We start from the raw sequence: 15,208 nt of genomic DNA on the forward strand, positions 1-15,208 counted from the left end.
GTGGTGTCCGGGAGGGCCCGTCGGCGTTGGTGCGGGGTCCGTCAGGCGCCGGCGGCGGCGAGGGCGGCCTCGGAGTCGAGGACGCCCGCCACGGCCTGGAGGACGGCGGCGATCTTCATCGAGGCCTGGACGACCTCGCGCTCGACGCCGGCCTTGCGCAGCACGGCCTCGTGCGAGTCGAGGCACTGGCCGCAGCCGTTGATGGCCGAGACGGCGAAGCACCAGAGCTCGAAGTCGACCTTCTCGACGCCCGGGGTGCCGATGATGTTCATCCGCAGACCGGCCCGCATCGTGCTGTACTCCTTGTCGGAGAGCAGGTGCAGCGTCCGGTAGTAGACGTTGTTCATCCCCATGATCGCGGCCGCGCCCTTGGCGGCGGTGTACGCCTCCGGGGAGAGGTTGGCCTTGGCCTCGGGCTCCAGCTCACGCAGCAGGGCGGCGCTGCGGGTGGCCATCGCGCAGGACAGCACGGTGCCCCAGAGCTGCTGGGCGGGGAGGTCGGAGTTGCCGATGACCGAGCCCAGGTTGAGCTTGAGGTCCTTGGCGTAGTCCGGGAGGGCGGCCTTCAGGTCGTCGAGGGCCATGGGTCAGCCCGCCAGCAGGGCCTGGGCGTCGAGGGTGTCCTCGCCCTTGGTCCAGTTGCACGGGCACAGCTCGTCGGTCTGCAGGGCGTCCAGCACCCGCAGGACCTCCTTGGGGTTACGGCCGACGGAGCCGGCGGTCACCATGACGAACTGGATCTCGTTGTTGGGGTCGACGATGAACACCGCGCGCTGGGCGGTGCCGTCGGCGCCCTCGACGCCGCAGGCGCGCATCAGGTCGTGCTTGACGTCGGCCAGCATCGGGAAGGGCAGGTCGCGCAGGTCCTTGTGGTCCTTGCGCCAGGCGTGGTGCACGAACTCGGAGTCGCCGGAGACGCCGAGGATCTGGGCGTCGCGGTCCGCGAACTCGTCGTTCAGCTTGCCGAACGCGGCGATCTCGGTCGGGCAGACGAAGGTGAAGTCCATCGGCCAGAAGAAGACGATCTTCCACTTGCCCTCGTAGGACTTGTGGTTGATCTCGGCGAAGGCGTTCGCGGCGTCCAGGTCGACGCAGGCGTTGAGTTCGAACTCGGGGAACTTGTCACCGATCGTGAGCACGTTCGCTTCTCCTGAAGTGAGACTGAGGGGAGTTTTGTCCGGATTCCGGACACGCCCTACGTTTCCACATCGTGGACTGATCGGGGAAATAGCTACACTTGATGTGTCTGATCGGAGATGGCTATCAGTACCGAACCGCCCACGTCGCGGCCCCGCCCCCGCAGGGTCGCCGCCGCCAAACCCGAGGCCGCTGTGGCGAGCGCCACAGTCCGCAGCCCCCGGGCGCCGACCGTCGCCCAGCTCAAGGCCTTCCTCGCGGTCGCCGAGCACCGGCACTTCCGGGAGGCCGCCGCCGCCACCGGGACCAGCCAGCCGGCCCTGTCCGGGGCGGTCGCGGCACTGGAGGAGTCGCTGGGCGCGCAGCTGGTCGAGCGTACGACGCGCAGGGTGATTATCACCCCCCTGGGTGAGCGCGTGCGCGAGCACGCACGCCGGGTGCTCGCCTCGCTGCAAGCCCTCACCGAGGAGGTCGAGGCCGCCCGCCGCCCGTTCACCGGGCCGCTGCACCTCGGCGTCATCCCGACCGTCGCGCCCTACCTGCTGCCCACCGTGCTGCGGCTGGTCCGCGACCGCTTCCCGGAGCTGGAGCTGCACGTCCACGAGGAGCGCACCCCCGCGCTGCTGGAGGGGCTGGCCGCCGGGCGGCTGGACGTCCTGCTGCTCGCGCTCCCGGCCGGCGGTACCTCGCCGACCCGCGACATCCCGCTGTTCGACGAGGACTTCGTCCTGGTCACCCCGCCCGAGCACCCGCTCGCCGGGCGGATCGACGTCCCGCGCGACGTGCTGCTCGACCTGGACGTGCTGCTGCTGGAGGAGGGCCACTGCCTGCGCGACCAGGCCCTCGACATCTGCCGTGAGGTCGGTGCCGATCCCGGGGGCTCCACCACCCGCGCGGCCGGCTTGTCCACCCTGGTCCAACTGGTCGCCGGCGGCCTCGGGGTGACGCTGCTGCCCGCCACCGCGCTGGACGTCGAGGCCGGCCGCACCGACCGGCTGGCCGCCGTCCGCTTCGCCGCCCCGGCCCCCGGCCGCCGGATCGGGCTGGCCACCCGCCCGGGCTCGGCCCGCAGCACCGAGTACGAGCGCTTCGCGGCCGCGCTGCGCGAGGTGCTGGCCGAACTCCCGGTCCGGATCGCCTCCTAGCGGCCTGCGGTCCTACGGCCTCACGGCTTCGCCGGGGCGCCGAGGCAGAGCCCGACCGTGGTGGCCACCAGCAGGTCCAGGGCCCGCAGGGTGCCGTGGTCGGGCTGCTCGCCGGGCGCGCGCAGGGCCAGGTAGCGGTCGGTGAGACCGTCGAAGCCGGTGAGGAAGTGGACGGCGATCTCCTCGGCGGGCATGGCCAGTTCGAGGCCGTGCGCCTCGGCGAGGGTCGTGAGCATCTCCGCCGCGGTGCGTTCGATCCCGTGCTGGAGCGCCCGCATGATCTCCTGTAGGTCCGGGTCGCGCATCGCCAGCGCCGCGAACTCGCCCAGCAGCGCGCAGCGCCCGTCCGCGCCGGTCGAGCTCTCCCAGAGCGCGTGGACCAGCGTGGCGACCTGTTCGCCGAAGGAGCCGTCGCCCGGGTAGGCGGCGCGGACGTGGCCGATGAACTCGGCGGTCAGCTGCTCGACGACGGCCCGGTAGAGGTCCTTCTTGGTGCCGAAGGTGTAGTGCACCGTCGCCTGCGCCACGCCCAGCTCGGCCGCGATCGCCCGGGTGCTGCCGGCGGCGACCCCCTCCCGGGTCATCAGGTCGAGGGCGGCCTGGACCAGTTGCGGTCGGCGTTCGGAGGCGGGGACATGAGCCATCCAGCCAGGGTATCGCCATGGTCGGATAACTGCGTCGAATGATTCCGTCACTTGATTCTGTCGACCAACTTTGTCGCCTGACAATATTGCGCGTACGGTGGACCGCGACCTGTTCAGGCACCTGCCTGCCCGACGACCTGACCGAGGGGTCACCCATGGCCACGCACCTCTACCGACTGGGCCGCTACTGCTTCCGGAGACGGCGGGCGGTGCTGGCGGTCTGGATCGCGGTGCTGATCGCGATCGGCGGGGCCGCGGGTGCCTTCGCCGGCAAGACCAGCGACGAGTTCAAGGTGCCGGGCACCGAGGCGCAGACCACCCTGGACCGGATCAAGGACACCTTCCCGGAGCAGGGCCACGGCTCCGCCCAGGTCGTCTTCGCGGCCCCCGCGCCCGGCGGCGCCACCACGCCCGAGGCGGGCAGGGCGGTCAGCGAGGCGGTCGCCCGGATCACCGCCGTCCCCGGCGTGGCCGCCGTGCCCGACCCGTACGCCACCCACGCCGTCTCACCGGACGGCCGGGTCGCGATCGCCCTGGTCTCCTTCGACCACAAGCTCGCCGACGTCACCGACCAGCAGCGCGATGCCGTCAAGGCCGCCGCCGAACCGGCCCGCGCGGCCGGGCTGGACGTCGCCTTCGGCGGTGACGCGTACAACCGGATGGCGCAGGTCGACGGCGGCGAGGCGATCGGTCTGGCCGTCGCCGGGGTGGTCCTGGTGATCACCCTCGGCTCGTTGGTCGCCGCCGGGCTGCCGCTGCTGACCGCGCTGGTCGGGGTCGGTGTGGCGATGGCCGCGATCATGGCGCTGTCCGGCTCGTTCGAGATCATCACCACCGCGCCGGTGCTGGCCCTGATGGTCGGTCTCGCCGTCGGCATCGACTACGCGCTGTTCATCCTCTCCCGGCACCGCCGCCACCTGGACGAGGGCCTGGAGCCGGACGAGGCCGCCGCCCGCGCCACCGCCACCGCCGGCAGCGCCGTCGTCTTCGCCGGCCTCACCGTGGTCGTGGCGCTCGCCGGGCTCGCCGTCGCCGGCGTCCCCTTCCTGACCGTGATGGGCCTGGCCGCCTCCGGCGCCGTCGTGGTGGCCGTCCTGGTCGCGATCACGCTGCTGCCCGCACTGCTCGGCTTCGCCGGCCGCGCCATCGACCGGCTGCCGGTCTGGAAGCGGGCGCTGCGCACCGGCAGCCGGACCACCCTGGGCGAGCGCTGGGGCCGGTTCGTGGTCCGCCGCCCGCTGGCCGTGCTGCTCGTCGGACTGGCCGGACTGGGCCTGCTCGCGGTGCCCGCCGCGAGCCTCCGGCTCGGCCTGCCGGGCGGCGGCTCGCAGGCCGCCGGCACCGATGCGCGCAAGGCCTACGACCTGGTCGGCGAGAGCTTCGGGCCGGGCTTCAACGCGCCACTGGTGGTCGTCGTGGACGCCGAGGGCGTGCCGCAGCCGGAGCAGGCGGTGCAGGGGGTGGCGGCCAGGCTGCAGACCCTGCCGGGCGTGCGGACACTGCTGCCCCCGGCCGTCGACCAGGCCGGGCGCACCGCCCTGCTCACCGTCATCCCGCAGACCGGACCGGACGACGCCGGCACCAGGACACTGGTCAACGAGATCCGCGACCAGCGCGCGCCGCTCAAGACCTCGACCGGCGCGGACATCGCCGTCACCGGTACCACCGCCGCCAACATCGACGTCTCCACCAAGCTCGGCCAGGCACTGCCGCCGTTCCTCGCGGTGATCGTCGGCATCGCGGTGGTGCTGCTGGCGCTGGCGTTCCGCTCGGTGCTCGTCCCGCTCAAGGCGGTGGCCGGCTTCCTGCTCAGCATCACCGCCTCGCTCGGCGCGGTGGTCGCGGTCTACCAGTGGGGCTGGCTGGACGGCCTGATCGACGTGCCGAAGGTCGGGCCGGTGGTGAGCTTCGTGCCGATCCTGCTGATCGGCGTGCTGTTCGGGCTGGCGATGGACTACGAGCTGTTCCTGGTCTCCGGGATGAAGGAGCAGTACGTCCACGGGAAGGCGCCGCGGGACGCCGTGGTGGCCGGGGTGCGCGGCGGCGCCCGGGTGGTCACGGCGGCGGCGCTGATCATGGTGTCGGTGTTCGGCTCGTTCGTCTTCGGCCACGACCCGATCGTGCAGCCGATCGGCTTCGCCCTCGCGGTGGGCGTGCTGGTGGACGCCTTCGTGGTGCGGATGGCGCTGGTGCCGGCCGCGATGGCGCTGTTCGGCAAGGCCGCCTGGTGGTTCCCGAAGAGGCTGGAGAAGGTCGTGCCGCGGGTCGACATGGAGGGCGAGCAGCTGATCGCGCGGCTGGAGCAGCATCCGGTGAAGGAGCCGGCCGGGGTCTGAACCGCTCCCGGGCGCTCGGCGGGCCGCTCCCGTCGGGCGCCCGCGCGCTGCGGCAGCCGCTGCTCGACGGGCGGCTGCGGGTGGTTACGGGTGGTTACGGGTGGTTACGGTAGCCGCTGCTCGACGGGCGGTTGGGGCAGTCGCTGCTCGAACCAGACCACCTTGCCGGTGCCCAGCCGGGTGGCGCCCCAGCGGTCCGCGCACCGGGCCACTATCTGCAGGCCGCGACCGCGTTCGTCCTCCAGCCCGGTACGGCGCGGCCGCGGCAGCAGCGGGCTGTCGTCGCCGACCTCGCAGCGCAGCCGAGTGGTGCGCACCAGGCTCAGGGTGACCGGGCGGGTCGCGTGCTGGACGGCGTTGGTCACCAGCTCGCTGATCATCAGCTCGGTCGCCTCGCTGAGCTCGCCGAGCCCCCAGCGGCGCAGCGTGTGGGCGGCCAGCCGGCGGGCCCGGCCGGGCGTCTCGTTGCGCGGCTGGAGGTACCAGTGCGCGACGTCCCCGGCCGGGATGCCGTCGAAGCACGCGCCCAGCAGGGCGATGTCGTCGCCGCGGTCGCCGGGCGGCAGGATCCGCAGCGCCTCCTGGCACAGCTGCTCGGGGGACTGCCAGCGGGCGGCGGCGATCCGGGCGCGGAGGACCTCCAGGCCGTCGCTGATCGGGCGGCTGCGGGTCTCCACCAGGCCGTCGGTGAACAGCAGCAGGGCCGAGCCGGGCGGGGCGGGAAGTTCGACCGAGTTGAAGTCCACCCCGCCGACCCCGATCGGGGCCCCGGAGTCCAGCTCCACCAACTCGGCGGTGCCGTCCGGCCGGACCAGGACGGGCGGGACGTGCCCGGCGTTGGCCAGCACCACCCGGTTGGCGATCGGGTCGTACACCGCGTACACGCAGGTCGCCAGGTGCTGTTCGCGGCCGAGCCGTTGGGCCTGCTCGTCCAGGTGGTAGAGCACCTCGTGCGGCGGAAGGTCGAGGGCGGCCAAGGTCTGGGCGCTGGTGCGCAGTTGGCCCATGATGGCGGCCGAGGTGAGCGAGTGGCCCATCACGTCGCCGACGATCAGGGCGACCCGGTTGCCGGGCAGTGGCACGGCGTCGTACCAGTCGCCGCCGACCTGCGCGCCGCGCTCGCCCGGCAGGTAGCGCTGGGCGAGGCGGACGCCGTGCGGCTGCGGCAGGCGCAACGGCAGCATGCTGCGCTGGAGTTCGTTGGCTATCTCCCACTCGCGGGCGTACCGCAGGGCGGTGTCCACCGCCAGCCCCGCCTGGGTGGCGAGGTGCGCGGCGGTCGCGGTGTCGGCGGCGTCGAAGGCGGGCCGGCCGGTGCGTTCAGGAGGGCGGCGGATCAGCACCAGCAGGCCGAGCACGGCCTTGCGGCCGCGCAGCGGCAGGGCCAGCACCGACGTGCCCGCGGCCAGGCGGGCCAGCCCGCGGGTGCCGTACAGCTCGCGCAGCAGCGCCTCGGTGCGTTCGGCGCCGGGCGTGCCGAGCACCGCGGACTCGGCGGGGCGGCGGCTCAGCAGGGCGTGCGCGAGCGCCCCGCCGCGGGTCACCGGGGTGGCGGGGCCGGTGTCGGCGGTGGAGCGGGAGCCGTACCGGGAGCGGTGCCGGTCGTCCGCGCCGCTCGGCCGGCCGCGTCGCCCGATCCGGGTGCCGGTGCTGTGGTGGATCCGCAGCTCGTCCGGGAAGCCGGGCTCGCGCTCGACGTTGGGCAGCGGATCGCGCAGGTGGACCACGGCGGCGTCGGCCAGCGTGGGAACGAGTACCCGGCCGATGTTGCGCAGCGTCGCGGACAGGTCGAGCGCGCTGTTGATCCGCCGGGTGGCCAGGTCGAGGTAGCCGAGCCGGCCCGCCACGTCCTCGCGCTCCGGGCGCGCGGTCGGTTGGTGTGCCGGTGCCGGTGCCGGTGCCAGGGGCAGGCCGCGCTGGCCCGGGACGGCAGCCGGCTGTCCGGCCTCGGTCTTGAGCTGGTCGCGCACGGCTGCCTGTCCTGGATTCGGTGTGGTCTCTGTGGTGGTCTGCGGTGTCCTGCTGGCGGGCCCTGCTGCCGTGCGGTGGGTCAGCCGACGCGTCGACAGCACAGGAACAGCTGTTCCTCCGGCGGCAGCGTGGTGCTGGCCGGCGCGTACGGATGCCCCGAGCACTCCTCGACGGCGAAGCCCGCCGTGACGAGAACCCGCTCCAGATCCTCCCTCAGATACCCACTGATCCGCAGCTCTCTGCCAAGGAACGGAAGCGGAACGTGATCCAGATCCGCCTCGACCATACCGAGCGCCAGCAGTCCGCCCGGCCGGAGGAGTTCGCGCAGCCGCGCGAGCACGGTCGGGATCTCGTCCTGCGGCAGCAGGATCAGGGAGAAGAACGCGGTGACGGCGGCGAACCCGTCCTTGCCCAGCGGCCCCAGCCCGGGGGCGTTCCAGACCTGCCCGGCGCGCTCGGTGGCCAGATCGAACAGGTCGATCCGATGGAACTCCGGCGGGTGTTCGCCCGGGAACCGGGCCTGCCGGGCCAGCGAGAGCATCACGTCCGAGAGGTCTATCCCGGTCACCCGCAGCCCGCCCGCGACCAGCTGCCGGACCGTCGGGTCCCCGGTGCCGCAGCCCACGTCCAGCACCCGCGCGCCGGGTTCGAGCTCGGCCAGCAGCTGCCGTCCGCAGGCCAGCTGCCCGTCCTTGGCCGGGAACGCCTCGCCGTACCCGGCGCCGATGGTGTCGAAGGCGACGGCTTGCAGGGCACGCGCCGCCCGGCGCCGCCGCACGTCGGGCCCGTCGTCTCCCGCGTCCTCGTCGACGGGGAACGAGTCGGATATCTGTCCGGTCGTCACGATTGAGAGGCACCCTTCCACCCGTGGCCTCCGGCCGGCTGCACGCGGCCGCACGGGAGCGGGATGCCGTCCGCCCCGGCGCCCGTCCTGCCTCGCCGGCCCACACGTTGCCGGCAGACACTCGTGTGTGTACTGGCATCTGAGAATATGCGTGATCTCTGCGCCATGGGGTCCCTTTCCAGCCAACTCGTCATGCTTGGGCCGGTGTGGACGGGGTTGCGGAAGCACGACGGTGCGGGCGGGGGTGGTGCGCGCGGGCTCCGCGCGCCGCATGGCGCGCCGTGGTGGAACGGCTGACCTGCGGTTTCGCCGGGGCGAGGGCCGGCCGTCGGGCGTTTATCGAACGTCAATCGCCGGGGTGCAGAGTGGAGTCCAGCGCCGGGGAAGCGTTGAGGGCGCTCCCGCAGCCGGGGGGCTGCGGGGGCGCCGACGCGCACAACGGGGGTAGGGGCTCTGCCGGGGGGCGGAGACCTACGGCGCTGGGGAAGATGGGGGAGGCTCGGTGTGCTGTTGGGAGATGAGGTCCGCCACGGGGGAGGCCTCCGGCACACCGAGCCGCGTGAAGATCGCGTGCGCCTCGCGCAGGCAGGCGAGTCCGCGGGCCGGCTGGGCCAGGGCGAGCAGCGACTCGCCGAGGGTGGCGTTCGCGAGGCCCTGGCAGTAGGCGGAGTCCAGTTCCTGGGCGATCACGAGCGACTCGTCGGCCGCTTCGGCCGCCTCGGCGTGTTGTCCGGCGGCGAGCAGGGCGGAGGCCAGGCGGGCGAGGGTGTAGCCCTCCCAGAGCGGATTCTGCTGGGCCTGGAACAGCTGGTGAGCCTCTCGCAGGTAGCCCACCGCCGCCCTCGGCTCGTCGGTGGAGGCGAGCACCACACCGGTCTGGTACAGGGTGTCGGCGAGGCAGGGACCGTTCCTCGACGTCCGGGCCGTCGCCACCGCCTCGATGACCGAGCGGACAGCGGTCTCGGTGTCGCCCAGCTTGAGCTGTGCCCGCGCCATGTTGCCGAGCAGCCGAGCCTCGTTGATCGGAACGCGGACCACCCGGCTGATGCCGAGGGCCTGCTCGAAGAGCGGGATGGCTTCGGCGGGGCGGTTCGTCAGGCTGAGGATGATCCCCAGGTCGTTGCTCGCCGCCGACCGCAGGATCGTCATGTCGTCGGAGCGCTGGAGGGTCAGGCTCTTGCGGAGCGACTGTTCGGCGCCCTGGAAGTCATTGGTGATCGACTGCAGCGTGCCGAAGGCGAAGTGCACCCGGGCCAGGGCGGCAGCGTCTCCGTAGGCGGCGGCGTTGCGCTCGGCGGTCACCAGGAACCGGCGCATCCGCGAGCCGTGCGTGGGATCCCTGACCAGGCTGTTCAGGACGATCAGCAGGTCGACGGCCGGGCGCAGCACGAAGTCCGGTCCTCGCACGGCCGCCTCGACGGCGCTGAGCAGGAAGGTGATCTCCGTCCGCAGCCACTGCCGGGCGTCCCGGCTCGTCGGCAGATCCAGGCCTGACGAGCCCAGGGGGTTGAGCGGTTCCGGGAGCTGGTCGTCGGGCTCGATCACCTGGGCCGCGTTGCGGACGGTCGGGATCAGCAGGTCGAGCAGGCGCAGCACCGCCCGCTCCTGCTCCGTGGTGTCCCCGATCCGCTCGTTCTGCCGTTGGGCGTAGAGCCGGAGCAGGTCGTGGTAGCGGTAGCGGCCGGGGGTGAAGCACTCCAGCATGTTCGCCTCGACCAGCGCCTCGGCGAGGTCCTCGGCGGTGTACTCGTTCGCGCCGAGCAGCGCCGCGGCGGCGGGCAGCGGGATGTCCGGGGAGTCGATCAGGGCGAGCAGCCGAAAGGCACGGGCCTCGTCCGTCGAGAGCTGCCCGTAGCCGAGTCCGATGGTGGTCTCCACGGCGAGGTTGCCGAGCTGGAGTTCGTCCAGTCGCCGCCGCTGGTCGGCTAACCGTCTGGCCAGGTCGGAGACGCTCCAGCGCGGACGGCTGGCCAGCCGGGCGGCGGCGATGCGGACGGCGAGCGGCAGGAACCCGCAGGCGGTGACCACCTGCATGGCCGCCTCCGGTTCGGCGGCGACCCGCTGCTCGCCGACGATGGCCGAGAACAGCGCCAGCGCTTCGTTCGGGGTCAGCTCCTCGACGTCGAACAACTGTGCACCCGGGATGCCGGCCAGCCGGGAGCGGCTGGTGGCGAGCACGGCGCAGCCGGAGACGCCGGGGATCAGCGGTCGGATCTGCTCGGCGTCGCGCGCGTTGTCGAGCAGGATGAGCATCCGCCGGCTGGCGAGCAGCGACCGGTAGAGGGCGGCGCGCTGTTCGAGCGAGTCGGGGCTGTCGGTGACGCCGAGCGCGTGCAGGAAGTCGCCCAGGACGGCCACCGGGTCGGCCGGCGAGGTGCCGGCGCCGCGCAGGTCGACGTACAGCTGCCCGTCCGGGAACTCGCCGCGGACGCGGTGGGCGACGTGGACGGCGAGGGTGGTCTTCCCGACCCCGCCGATACCGGCCAGCGAAGTCACCACCACGGCCTGGCCGGTGGCGTTCATCAGGACCGTCGAGAGGTCGCTCACCAGGTCGGTTCGGCCGCTGAAGTCCGATACGTCGGCCGGGAGTTGGGCGGGCGCCGGGGGAGCGGCCGGACCGTCCTCACGGCTCGCCGGGGTGGGTACGGCCGGGAGGGCGAGTGTCGGGTCCGCCGCCAGGATGCGGGCGTGCATCGCGGACAGGCCGGCTCCGGGTTCGACCCCGAGCTCCTCGATCAGCAGCTTGCGGGTGTCGGTGTAGACGCCGAGCGCCTCGGCCTGGCGCCCGCAGCGGTACAGCGCCAGCATCAGCAGCTCGCTCAGGCGCTCGCGCAGCGGGTGTTCGGCCGTCAGGCCGTTCAGCTCGCCGACGATCTCGGCGTGCAGGCCGATGTCGAGGGCGACGGCGCACAGCTCCTCGGCGGCGGCCACCTGCCGTTCGGCGAGCCGCAGCCGCTGGGTGTCGGCGTAGGGGCCGGGGATGCCGGTGAGCGGCCGGCCGCTGAACAGGTCCAGCGCCCGCGCCAGCAGCCGGTGCGCCTCGTGCTTGTCGCCCGAGGCCCGGGCGGACGCGGCCTCGGCGCAGAGCCGTTCGAAGACCGTCAGGTCGAGGGCCTCGCCGGGGATGCGCAGCGCGTAGCCGTCGGCGACCGAGATCAGCAGTTCGGAGGGCCGGCGCACCTCCCGCCGGGGCTCGATGACGGAGCGCAGGCGGGAGACGTAGGTGCGCAGTGCCGCCACCGCCTGGGCCGGGTGCCGCTCGCCCCAGAGTGCGTCGACCAGGTCCTGCGTGGTGACCGGGCGTCCGGAATGCAGCAGAAGGGTGGTCAGAACTGCCTGTTGCTGGGGAGATCCGAGGGAAAGGGGCTTGCCGTCGAGCCAGGCCTGGACCGGACCGAGGACTTGGAAGCGCAGCGCAGGGGTCTGCGGCGTCTCCCGAAACTCCATGAAAGTCCCCCGATGGCCTGTGGTGTCGATTCCGTGAAAGGGCGCTCGGCGGTCCGCCGTGGTGCTTCAGCTTAGGCGGACGCCCGACTCTGCCGGGCGGCAGCGCAAGCCGCGCGATGTTTATCGGACATTTAATCAACCCTACGATACTGTCCGCACGCCCGTGCCACGGAGGTCGGGCGAGACACATTTGATGACCGAAAGGCGGCCGCCCAATGGCCAACGACCAGAGCGAGACCCCGGTGGCTTCGGCGCCCGAGAACGCGGCGACGACGGATGTCCCGGCCGTCGCTGTGGAGGCGGGCGAGGCTGTCGAGGGCGCGGTGGCCGCGTCCTCGAACACGACCGAGTACACCGCGCCGTCCGACGCGCAGAAGGCGGCGATAGAGAACGACCTGTTCGGGGACGAGGCCGCGCACGTGGTGGAGCCCGTCGCGCCGGCCACGGGCGGGCCGGGCAAGCGGTACGAGCCGGAAGGCATGATCTCCGGCCACCCGTAAGCCGGTCCGGCCGAAGGCCCCGTGCCCCCCGTGTCCCGGTCCGGGCACGGGGGCGCTGTGGGTTTTGGGCGTGCTCCATTCGGCACCGGTGCCCGCCCGGTGGCCGAATCCCGCCCGTGATGCACTCATGGTGACCGGTGATATCCGTAACGTGCCCGACGGTGGGTGCGGGGCGTTCCGGAATTCCGGATTCACTCGGGGGGATTGCGGGTGGGAATGTTGCTGTTTGCGTGCTTTTTGCCGCAATTAGCGCGGAAGATCGTATTCGGCTGAATCGCGGGGCCTGGGAACGGGCGAGACCCGTCCGGGTTCGGCGGTCCATTCGCGGCCGCCGCCCTCGGGGCGCAGGTAGTGCTCCCCGCCGATGGTGTCCATGTAGATGCCGGTGCGTCCGGTCCTCCGGTCGAGGACGAGTTCACCCACGTGCGGCCGGTAGGCCGCGGAGTCGCGCTGACGGGTGCTCACCGCACTGCTCCTCGCTGTTCTGGTGCGGGTGCGGCGCCGGGTGGGGGCCGCGCCCTGGTCGCTGTCCGTGTGTGTGGTGCTCGGCGACTACCCAGCATCTCTAGAGAAGCTAATATCTCTAGAGATGTCAATGGTCGTATCGGCTTACCGTCGGCCGTGGGCGCGCCTACGATTTGTCCGAGGGAGAGGGAGCGGCGATGACCGGCAGCAGTGGCGACAAACAGCCCAAGTACCAACGGATCGCCGACACGCTGAAGGCGGCCATCGACGACGGCCGGTACCGCGCGGGTGACCGGCTGCCGGGCGAGAACGACCTCATGGACGAGTACGGCGTGGCCCGGATGACCGCCCGCCAGGCGCTCGGCGTGCTGCAGAGCGAGGGCATCGCCGAGGCGCGCCGGGGAGCGGGGGTCTTCGTCCGGGACTTCCGGCCGCTGCGCCGGCGCGGGATCCAGCGGCTGGCGCAGGGGCAGTGGGGCTCGGGCCGGTCCATATGGTCGGCGGACATCGACAACCGCCTGCTGGTGGTCGACCAGGTGTCCGTCACCGAACGGGGCGCGCCGGAGCACGTCGCCCGGGTGCTGGGAGTGGATCCGGGCGCGTCGATGTGCGTACGGCACCGCCGCTTCGTGCTGGACGGCAAGCCGGTGCTGCTGTCGACCTCCTACCTGCCGGCCGGCCTGGTCGCCGGTACGGCCATCACCCGCGAGGACACCGGCCCGGGCGGCACCTACGCCCGGCTGGCCGAGATCGGCGCGAAGCCCGTCCACTTCCGCGAGGAGGTCCGCTCCCGGATGCCCGGCGCGGACGAGGCCGCCCGCCTGGAGCTGTCGGCGGGCACCCCGGTCATCCTGATCTGCCGCACCGCCTTCGCCGACGACGGCCAGGTCGTCGAGCTCAACGAGATGATCCTCGACGCCGCCTCCTACGTCCTGGAGTACGACTTCGACGCGTGAGCACGCGCAACGCGGCCGCCCCGGTCGCGACGGACGCGGCCGGGGCGGTTGACGAACGCGGCGCGGCTACTCCTTGGAGCGGACCCGGAGGCTGGTGATCAGCGGGCCCTCGGTGGTCTCGCGGAAGAAGTCGTTGCCCTTGTCGTCGACCACGATGAAGGCCGGGAAGTCCTCGACCTCGATGCGCCAGACGGCCTCCATGCCGAGCTCGGCGTACTCCAGGACCTCGACCTTCTTGATGCAGTCCTGGGCGAGACGGGCGGCGGGGCCGCCGATGGAGCCGAGGTAGAAGCCGCCGTGGGCGGCGCAGGCGTCGGTGACCTGCTTGCTGCGGTTGCCCTTGGCGAGCATGACCATGGAGCCGCCGGCGGCCTGGAACTGGTCGACGTAGGAGTCCATCCGGCCGGCGGTGGTGGGGCCGAAGGAGCCGGAGGCGTAGCCCTCGGGGGTCTTGGCCGGGCCGGCGTAGTAGACGGGGTGGTCCTGGAGGTACTTGGGCATGCCCTCGCCGGCGTCCAGGCGCTCCTTGATCTTGGCGTGGGCGATGTCGCGGGCGACGACCAGGGTGCCGGTGAGCGAGAGCCGGGTCTTGACCGGGTACTTGGACAGCTCGGCGCGGATCGCGGACATCGGCTGGTCGAGGTCGACGCGCACGACGTCGTCGTCCAGGTGCTCGTCGGTGGTGTCCGGCAGGTACTTGGCCGGATCGGTCTCCAACTGCTCCAGGAAGACGCCCTCGGCGGTGATCTTGCCGAGCGCCTGGCGGTCGGCGGAGCAGGAGACGGCCATGGCGACCGGCAGCGAGGCGCCGTGGCGCGGCAGGCGGACGACCCGCACGTCGTGGCAGAAGTACTTGCCGCCGAACTGGGCGCCGATGCCGATCTTCTGGGTCAGCTCGGTGACCTTCGCCTCCAGCTCCAGGTCGCGGAAGCCGTGGCCGGTCTTGGCGTCGCCGGAGGTCGGCAGGTTGTCCAGGTAGTGCGCGGACGCGTACTTGGCGGTCTTGAGCGCGAACTCGGCGCTGGTGCCGCCGATCACGATCGCCAGGTGGTACGGCGGGCAGGCGGCGGTGCCGAGGGAGCGGATCTTCTGCTCCAGGAACGAGAGCATGCTCGCCTCGTTCAGGATGGCCTTGGTCTCCTGGTACAGGTACGACTTGTTGGCGGAGCCGCCGCCCTTGGCCATGAAGAGGAACTTGTACGCGCCGCCGTCGGTGGCGTACAGCTCGATCTGGGCCGGCAGGTTGTTGCCGGTGTTCTTCTCGTCCCACATGGTCACCGGGGCCATCTGGGAGTAGCGCAGGTTGAGCTTGGTGTACGCGTCGAAGACGCCGCGCGCGATGGCCGACTCGTCGCCGCCCTCGGTGAGCACGTTCTGGCCGCGCTTGCCCATGACGATGGCGGTGCCGGTGTCCTGGCACATCGGCAGGATGCCGCCGGCCGAGATGTTGACGTTCTTCAGCAGGTCGAGCGCGACGAAGCGGTCGTTCGGGCTGGCCTCCGGGTCGTCCAGGATGCGGCGCAGCTGGGCGAGGTGGGCGGGGCGCAGGTAGTGCGAGATGTCGTGCATCGCCTCGGCGGTGAGCAGCCGCAGCGCCTCGGGCTCGACCTGGAGGAAGGTGCGACCGCCGGCCTCGAAGGTGGAGACACCCTCGGAGGTCAGCTTGCGGTACGGGGTCGGGTCAGCGCCCAGGGGGAGCAGGTCGCTGTACTCGAAGTCTGGCGTGGGAGCCATGGGGGCGGTCCTTAGGTTTCCAGTGGTCC

At 72.3% G+C, this 15,208-nt stretch carries 12 protein-coding genes; 4 read left to right on the forward strand and 8 right to left on the reverse strand.

The features are described from left to right. Positions 1-41: 41 nt before the first annotated feature. Both ACIOGZ_RS37480 and ACIOGZ_RS37485 read right to left on the reverse strand, forming a co-directional pair. Positions 42-584 carry an alkyl hydroperoxide reductase gene (locus ACIOGZ_RS37480; RefSeq protein WP_363629586.1) on the reverse strand — a complete coding sequence of 181 codons (543 nt, stop codon included), beginning with the start codon at positions 582-584 and terminating at the stop codon, positions 42-44. Positions 585-587: 3 nt separating this feature from the next. Continuing rightward, positions 588-1,139, reverse strand: a complete 552-nt coding sequence (locus tag ACIOGZ_RS37485; RefSeq protein ID WP_063347991.1) for a peroxiredoxin — start codon at positions 1,137-1,139, stop codon at positions 588-590. Positions 1,140-1,256: 117 nt separating this feature from the next. On the opposite strand from ACIOGZ_RS37485, the gene ACIOGZ_RS37490 reads away from it, so the two are divergent. Continuing rightward, positions 1,257-2,282, forward strand: coding sequence for a LysR substrate-binding domain-containing protein (locus ACIOGZ_RS37490; RefSeq protein WP_363585453.1), 1,026 nt, complete (start codon positions 1,257-1,259; stop codon positions 2,280-2,282). A gap of 20 nt (positions 2,283-2,302) precedes the next feature. Here ACIOGZ_RS37490 and ACIOGZ_RS37495 read toward each other — a convergent pair whose 3' ends face one another. Continuing rightward, positions 2,303-2,926 carry a TetR/AcrR family transcriptional regulator gene (locus tag ACIOGZ_RS37495; protein ID WP_363585452.1) on the reverse strand — a complete coding sequence of 208 codons (624 nt, stop codon included), beginning with the start codon at positions 2,924-2,926 and terminating at the stop codon, positions 2,303-2,305. 155 nt (positions 2,927-3,081) lie between these two features. On the opposite strand from ACIOGZ_RS37495, the gene ACIOGZ_RS37500 reads away from it, so the two are divergent. After that, positions 3,082-5,262 (forward strand): MMPL family transporter, encoded by a 2,181-nt coding sequence (locus ACIOGZ_RS37500; protein ID WP_400989221.1) that lies wholly within the window; start codon positions 3,082-3,084, stop codon positions 5,260-5,262. 104 nt (positions 5,263-5,366) lie between these two features. Here ACIOGZ_RS37500 and ACIOGZ_RS37505 read toward each other — a convergent pair whose 3' ends face one another. The 3 genes from ACIOGZ_RS37505 to ACIOGZ_RS37515 all read right to left on the reverse strand — a co-directional run bounded on the left by ACIOGZ_RS37505 (position 5,367) and on the right by ACIOGZ_RS37515 (position 11,524). Further along, positions 5,367-7,232 (reverse strand): ATP-binding SpoIIE family protein phosphatase, encoded by a 1,866-nt coding sequence (locus ACIOGZ_RS37505; protein ID WP_363585450.1) that lies wholly within the window; start codon positions 7,230-7,232, stop codon positions 5,367-5,369. An 80-nt stretch (positions 7,233-7,312) separates the two neighbouring features. Continuing rightward, positions 7,313-8,077 carry a class I SAM-dependent methyltransferase gene (locus ACIOGZ_RS37510; RefSeq protein WP_363585449.1) on the reverse strand — a complete coding sequence of 255 codons (765 nt, stop codon included), beginning with the start codon at positions 8,075-8,077 and terminating at the stop codon, positions 7,313-7,315. Between the two features lie 471 nt (positions 8,078-8,548). Next, complete coding sequence (locus ACIOGZ_RS37515; RefSeq protein WP_400989223.1) at positions 8,549-11,524, reverse strand: AfsR/SARP family transcriptional regulator; 2,976 nt, start codon at positions 11,522-11,524, stop codon at positions 8,549-8,551. 215 nt (positions 11,525-11,739) lie between these two features. Between ACIOGZ_RS37515 and ACIOGZ_RS37520 the strand changes: the two genes are divergently transcribed. Further along, positions 11,740-12,024, forward strand: coding sequence for a hypothetical protein (locus tag ACIOGZ_RS37520; RefSeq protein WP_363585447.1), 285 nt, complete (start codon positions 11,740-11,742; stop codon positions 12,022-12,024). A 246-nt stretch (positions 12,025-12,270) separates the two neighbouring features. Here the strand turns inward: ACIOGZ_RS37520 and ACIOGZ_RS37525 are convergent, their stop codons facing one another. Further along, positions 12,271-12,489, reverse strand: a complete 219-nt coding sequence (locus ACIOGZ_RS37525) for a hypothetical protein (protein ID WP_363585446.1) — start codon at positions 12,487-12,489, stop codon at positions 12,271-12,273. A gap of 197 nt (positions 12,490-12,686) precedes the next feature. On the opposite strand from ACIOGZ_RS37525, the gene ACIOGZ_RS37530 reads away from it, so the two are divergent. Further along, positions 12,687-13,445, forward strand: a complete 759-nt coding sequence (locus ACIOGZ_RS37530; RefSeq protein ID WP_363585445.1) for a GntR family transcriptional regulator — start codon at positions 12,687-12,689, stop codon at positions 13,443-13,445. Positions 13,446-13,511: 66 nt separating this feature from the next. On the opposite strand, the gene ACIOGZ_RS37535 is transcribed toward ACIOGZ_RS37530, so the two are convergent. Then, complete coding sequence (locus ACIOGZ_RS37535) at positions 13,512-15,179, reverse strand: fumarate hydratase (protein WP_063347981.1); 1,668 nt, start codon at positions 15,177-15,179, stop codon at positions 13,512-13,514. Between the last annotated feature and the right edge of the window lie 29 nt (positions 15,180-15,208).

Origin of the sequence: Kitasatospora sp. NPDC088160 (assembly GCF_044741445.1) — a bacterium.
GTDB lineage: Bacteria > Actinomycetota > Actinomycetes > Streptomycetales > Streptomycetaceae > Kitasatospora.

Bases quoted from the DNA above. Each gene is read 5' to 3' on its own strand.
- ACIOGZ_RS37480 (WP_363629586.1), bottom strand. From the start codon at position 584: ATGGCCCTCGACGACCTGAAGGCCGCCCTCCCGGACTACGCCAAGGAC.
- ACIOGZ_RS37490 (WP_363585453.1), top strand. From the start codon at position 1,257: ATGGCTATCAGTACCGAACCGCCCACGTCGCGGCCCCGCCCCCGCAGG.
- ACIOGZ_RS37495 (WP_363585452.1), bottom strand. From the start codon at position 2,926: ATGGCTCATGTCCCCGCCTCCGAACGCCGACCGCAACTGGTCCAGGCC.
- ACIOGZ_RS37500 (WP_400989221.1), top strand. From the start codon at position 3,082: ATGGCCACGCACCTCTACCGACTGGGCCGCTACTGCTTCCGGAGACGG.
- ACIOGZ_RS37515 (WP_400989223.1), bottom strand. From the start codon at position 11,524: ATGGAGTTTCGGGAGACGCCGCAGACCCCTGCGCTGCGCTTCCAAGTC.
- ACIOGZ_RS37520 (WP_363585447.1), top strand. From the start codon at position 11,740: ATGGCCAACGACCAGAGCGAGACCCCGGTGGCTTCGGCGCCCGAGAAC.
- ACIOGZ_RS37530 (WP_363585445.1), top strand. From the start codon at position 12,687: ATGACCGGCAGCAGTGGCGACAAACAGCCCAAGTACCAACGGATCGCC.
- ACIOGZ_RS37535 (WP_063347981.1), bottom strand. From the start codon at position 15,179: ATGGCTCCCACGCCAGACTTCGAGTACAGCGACCTGCTCCCCCTGGGC.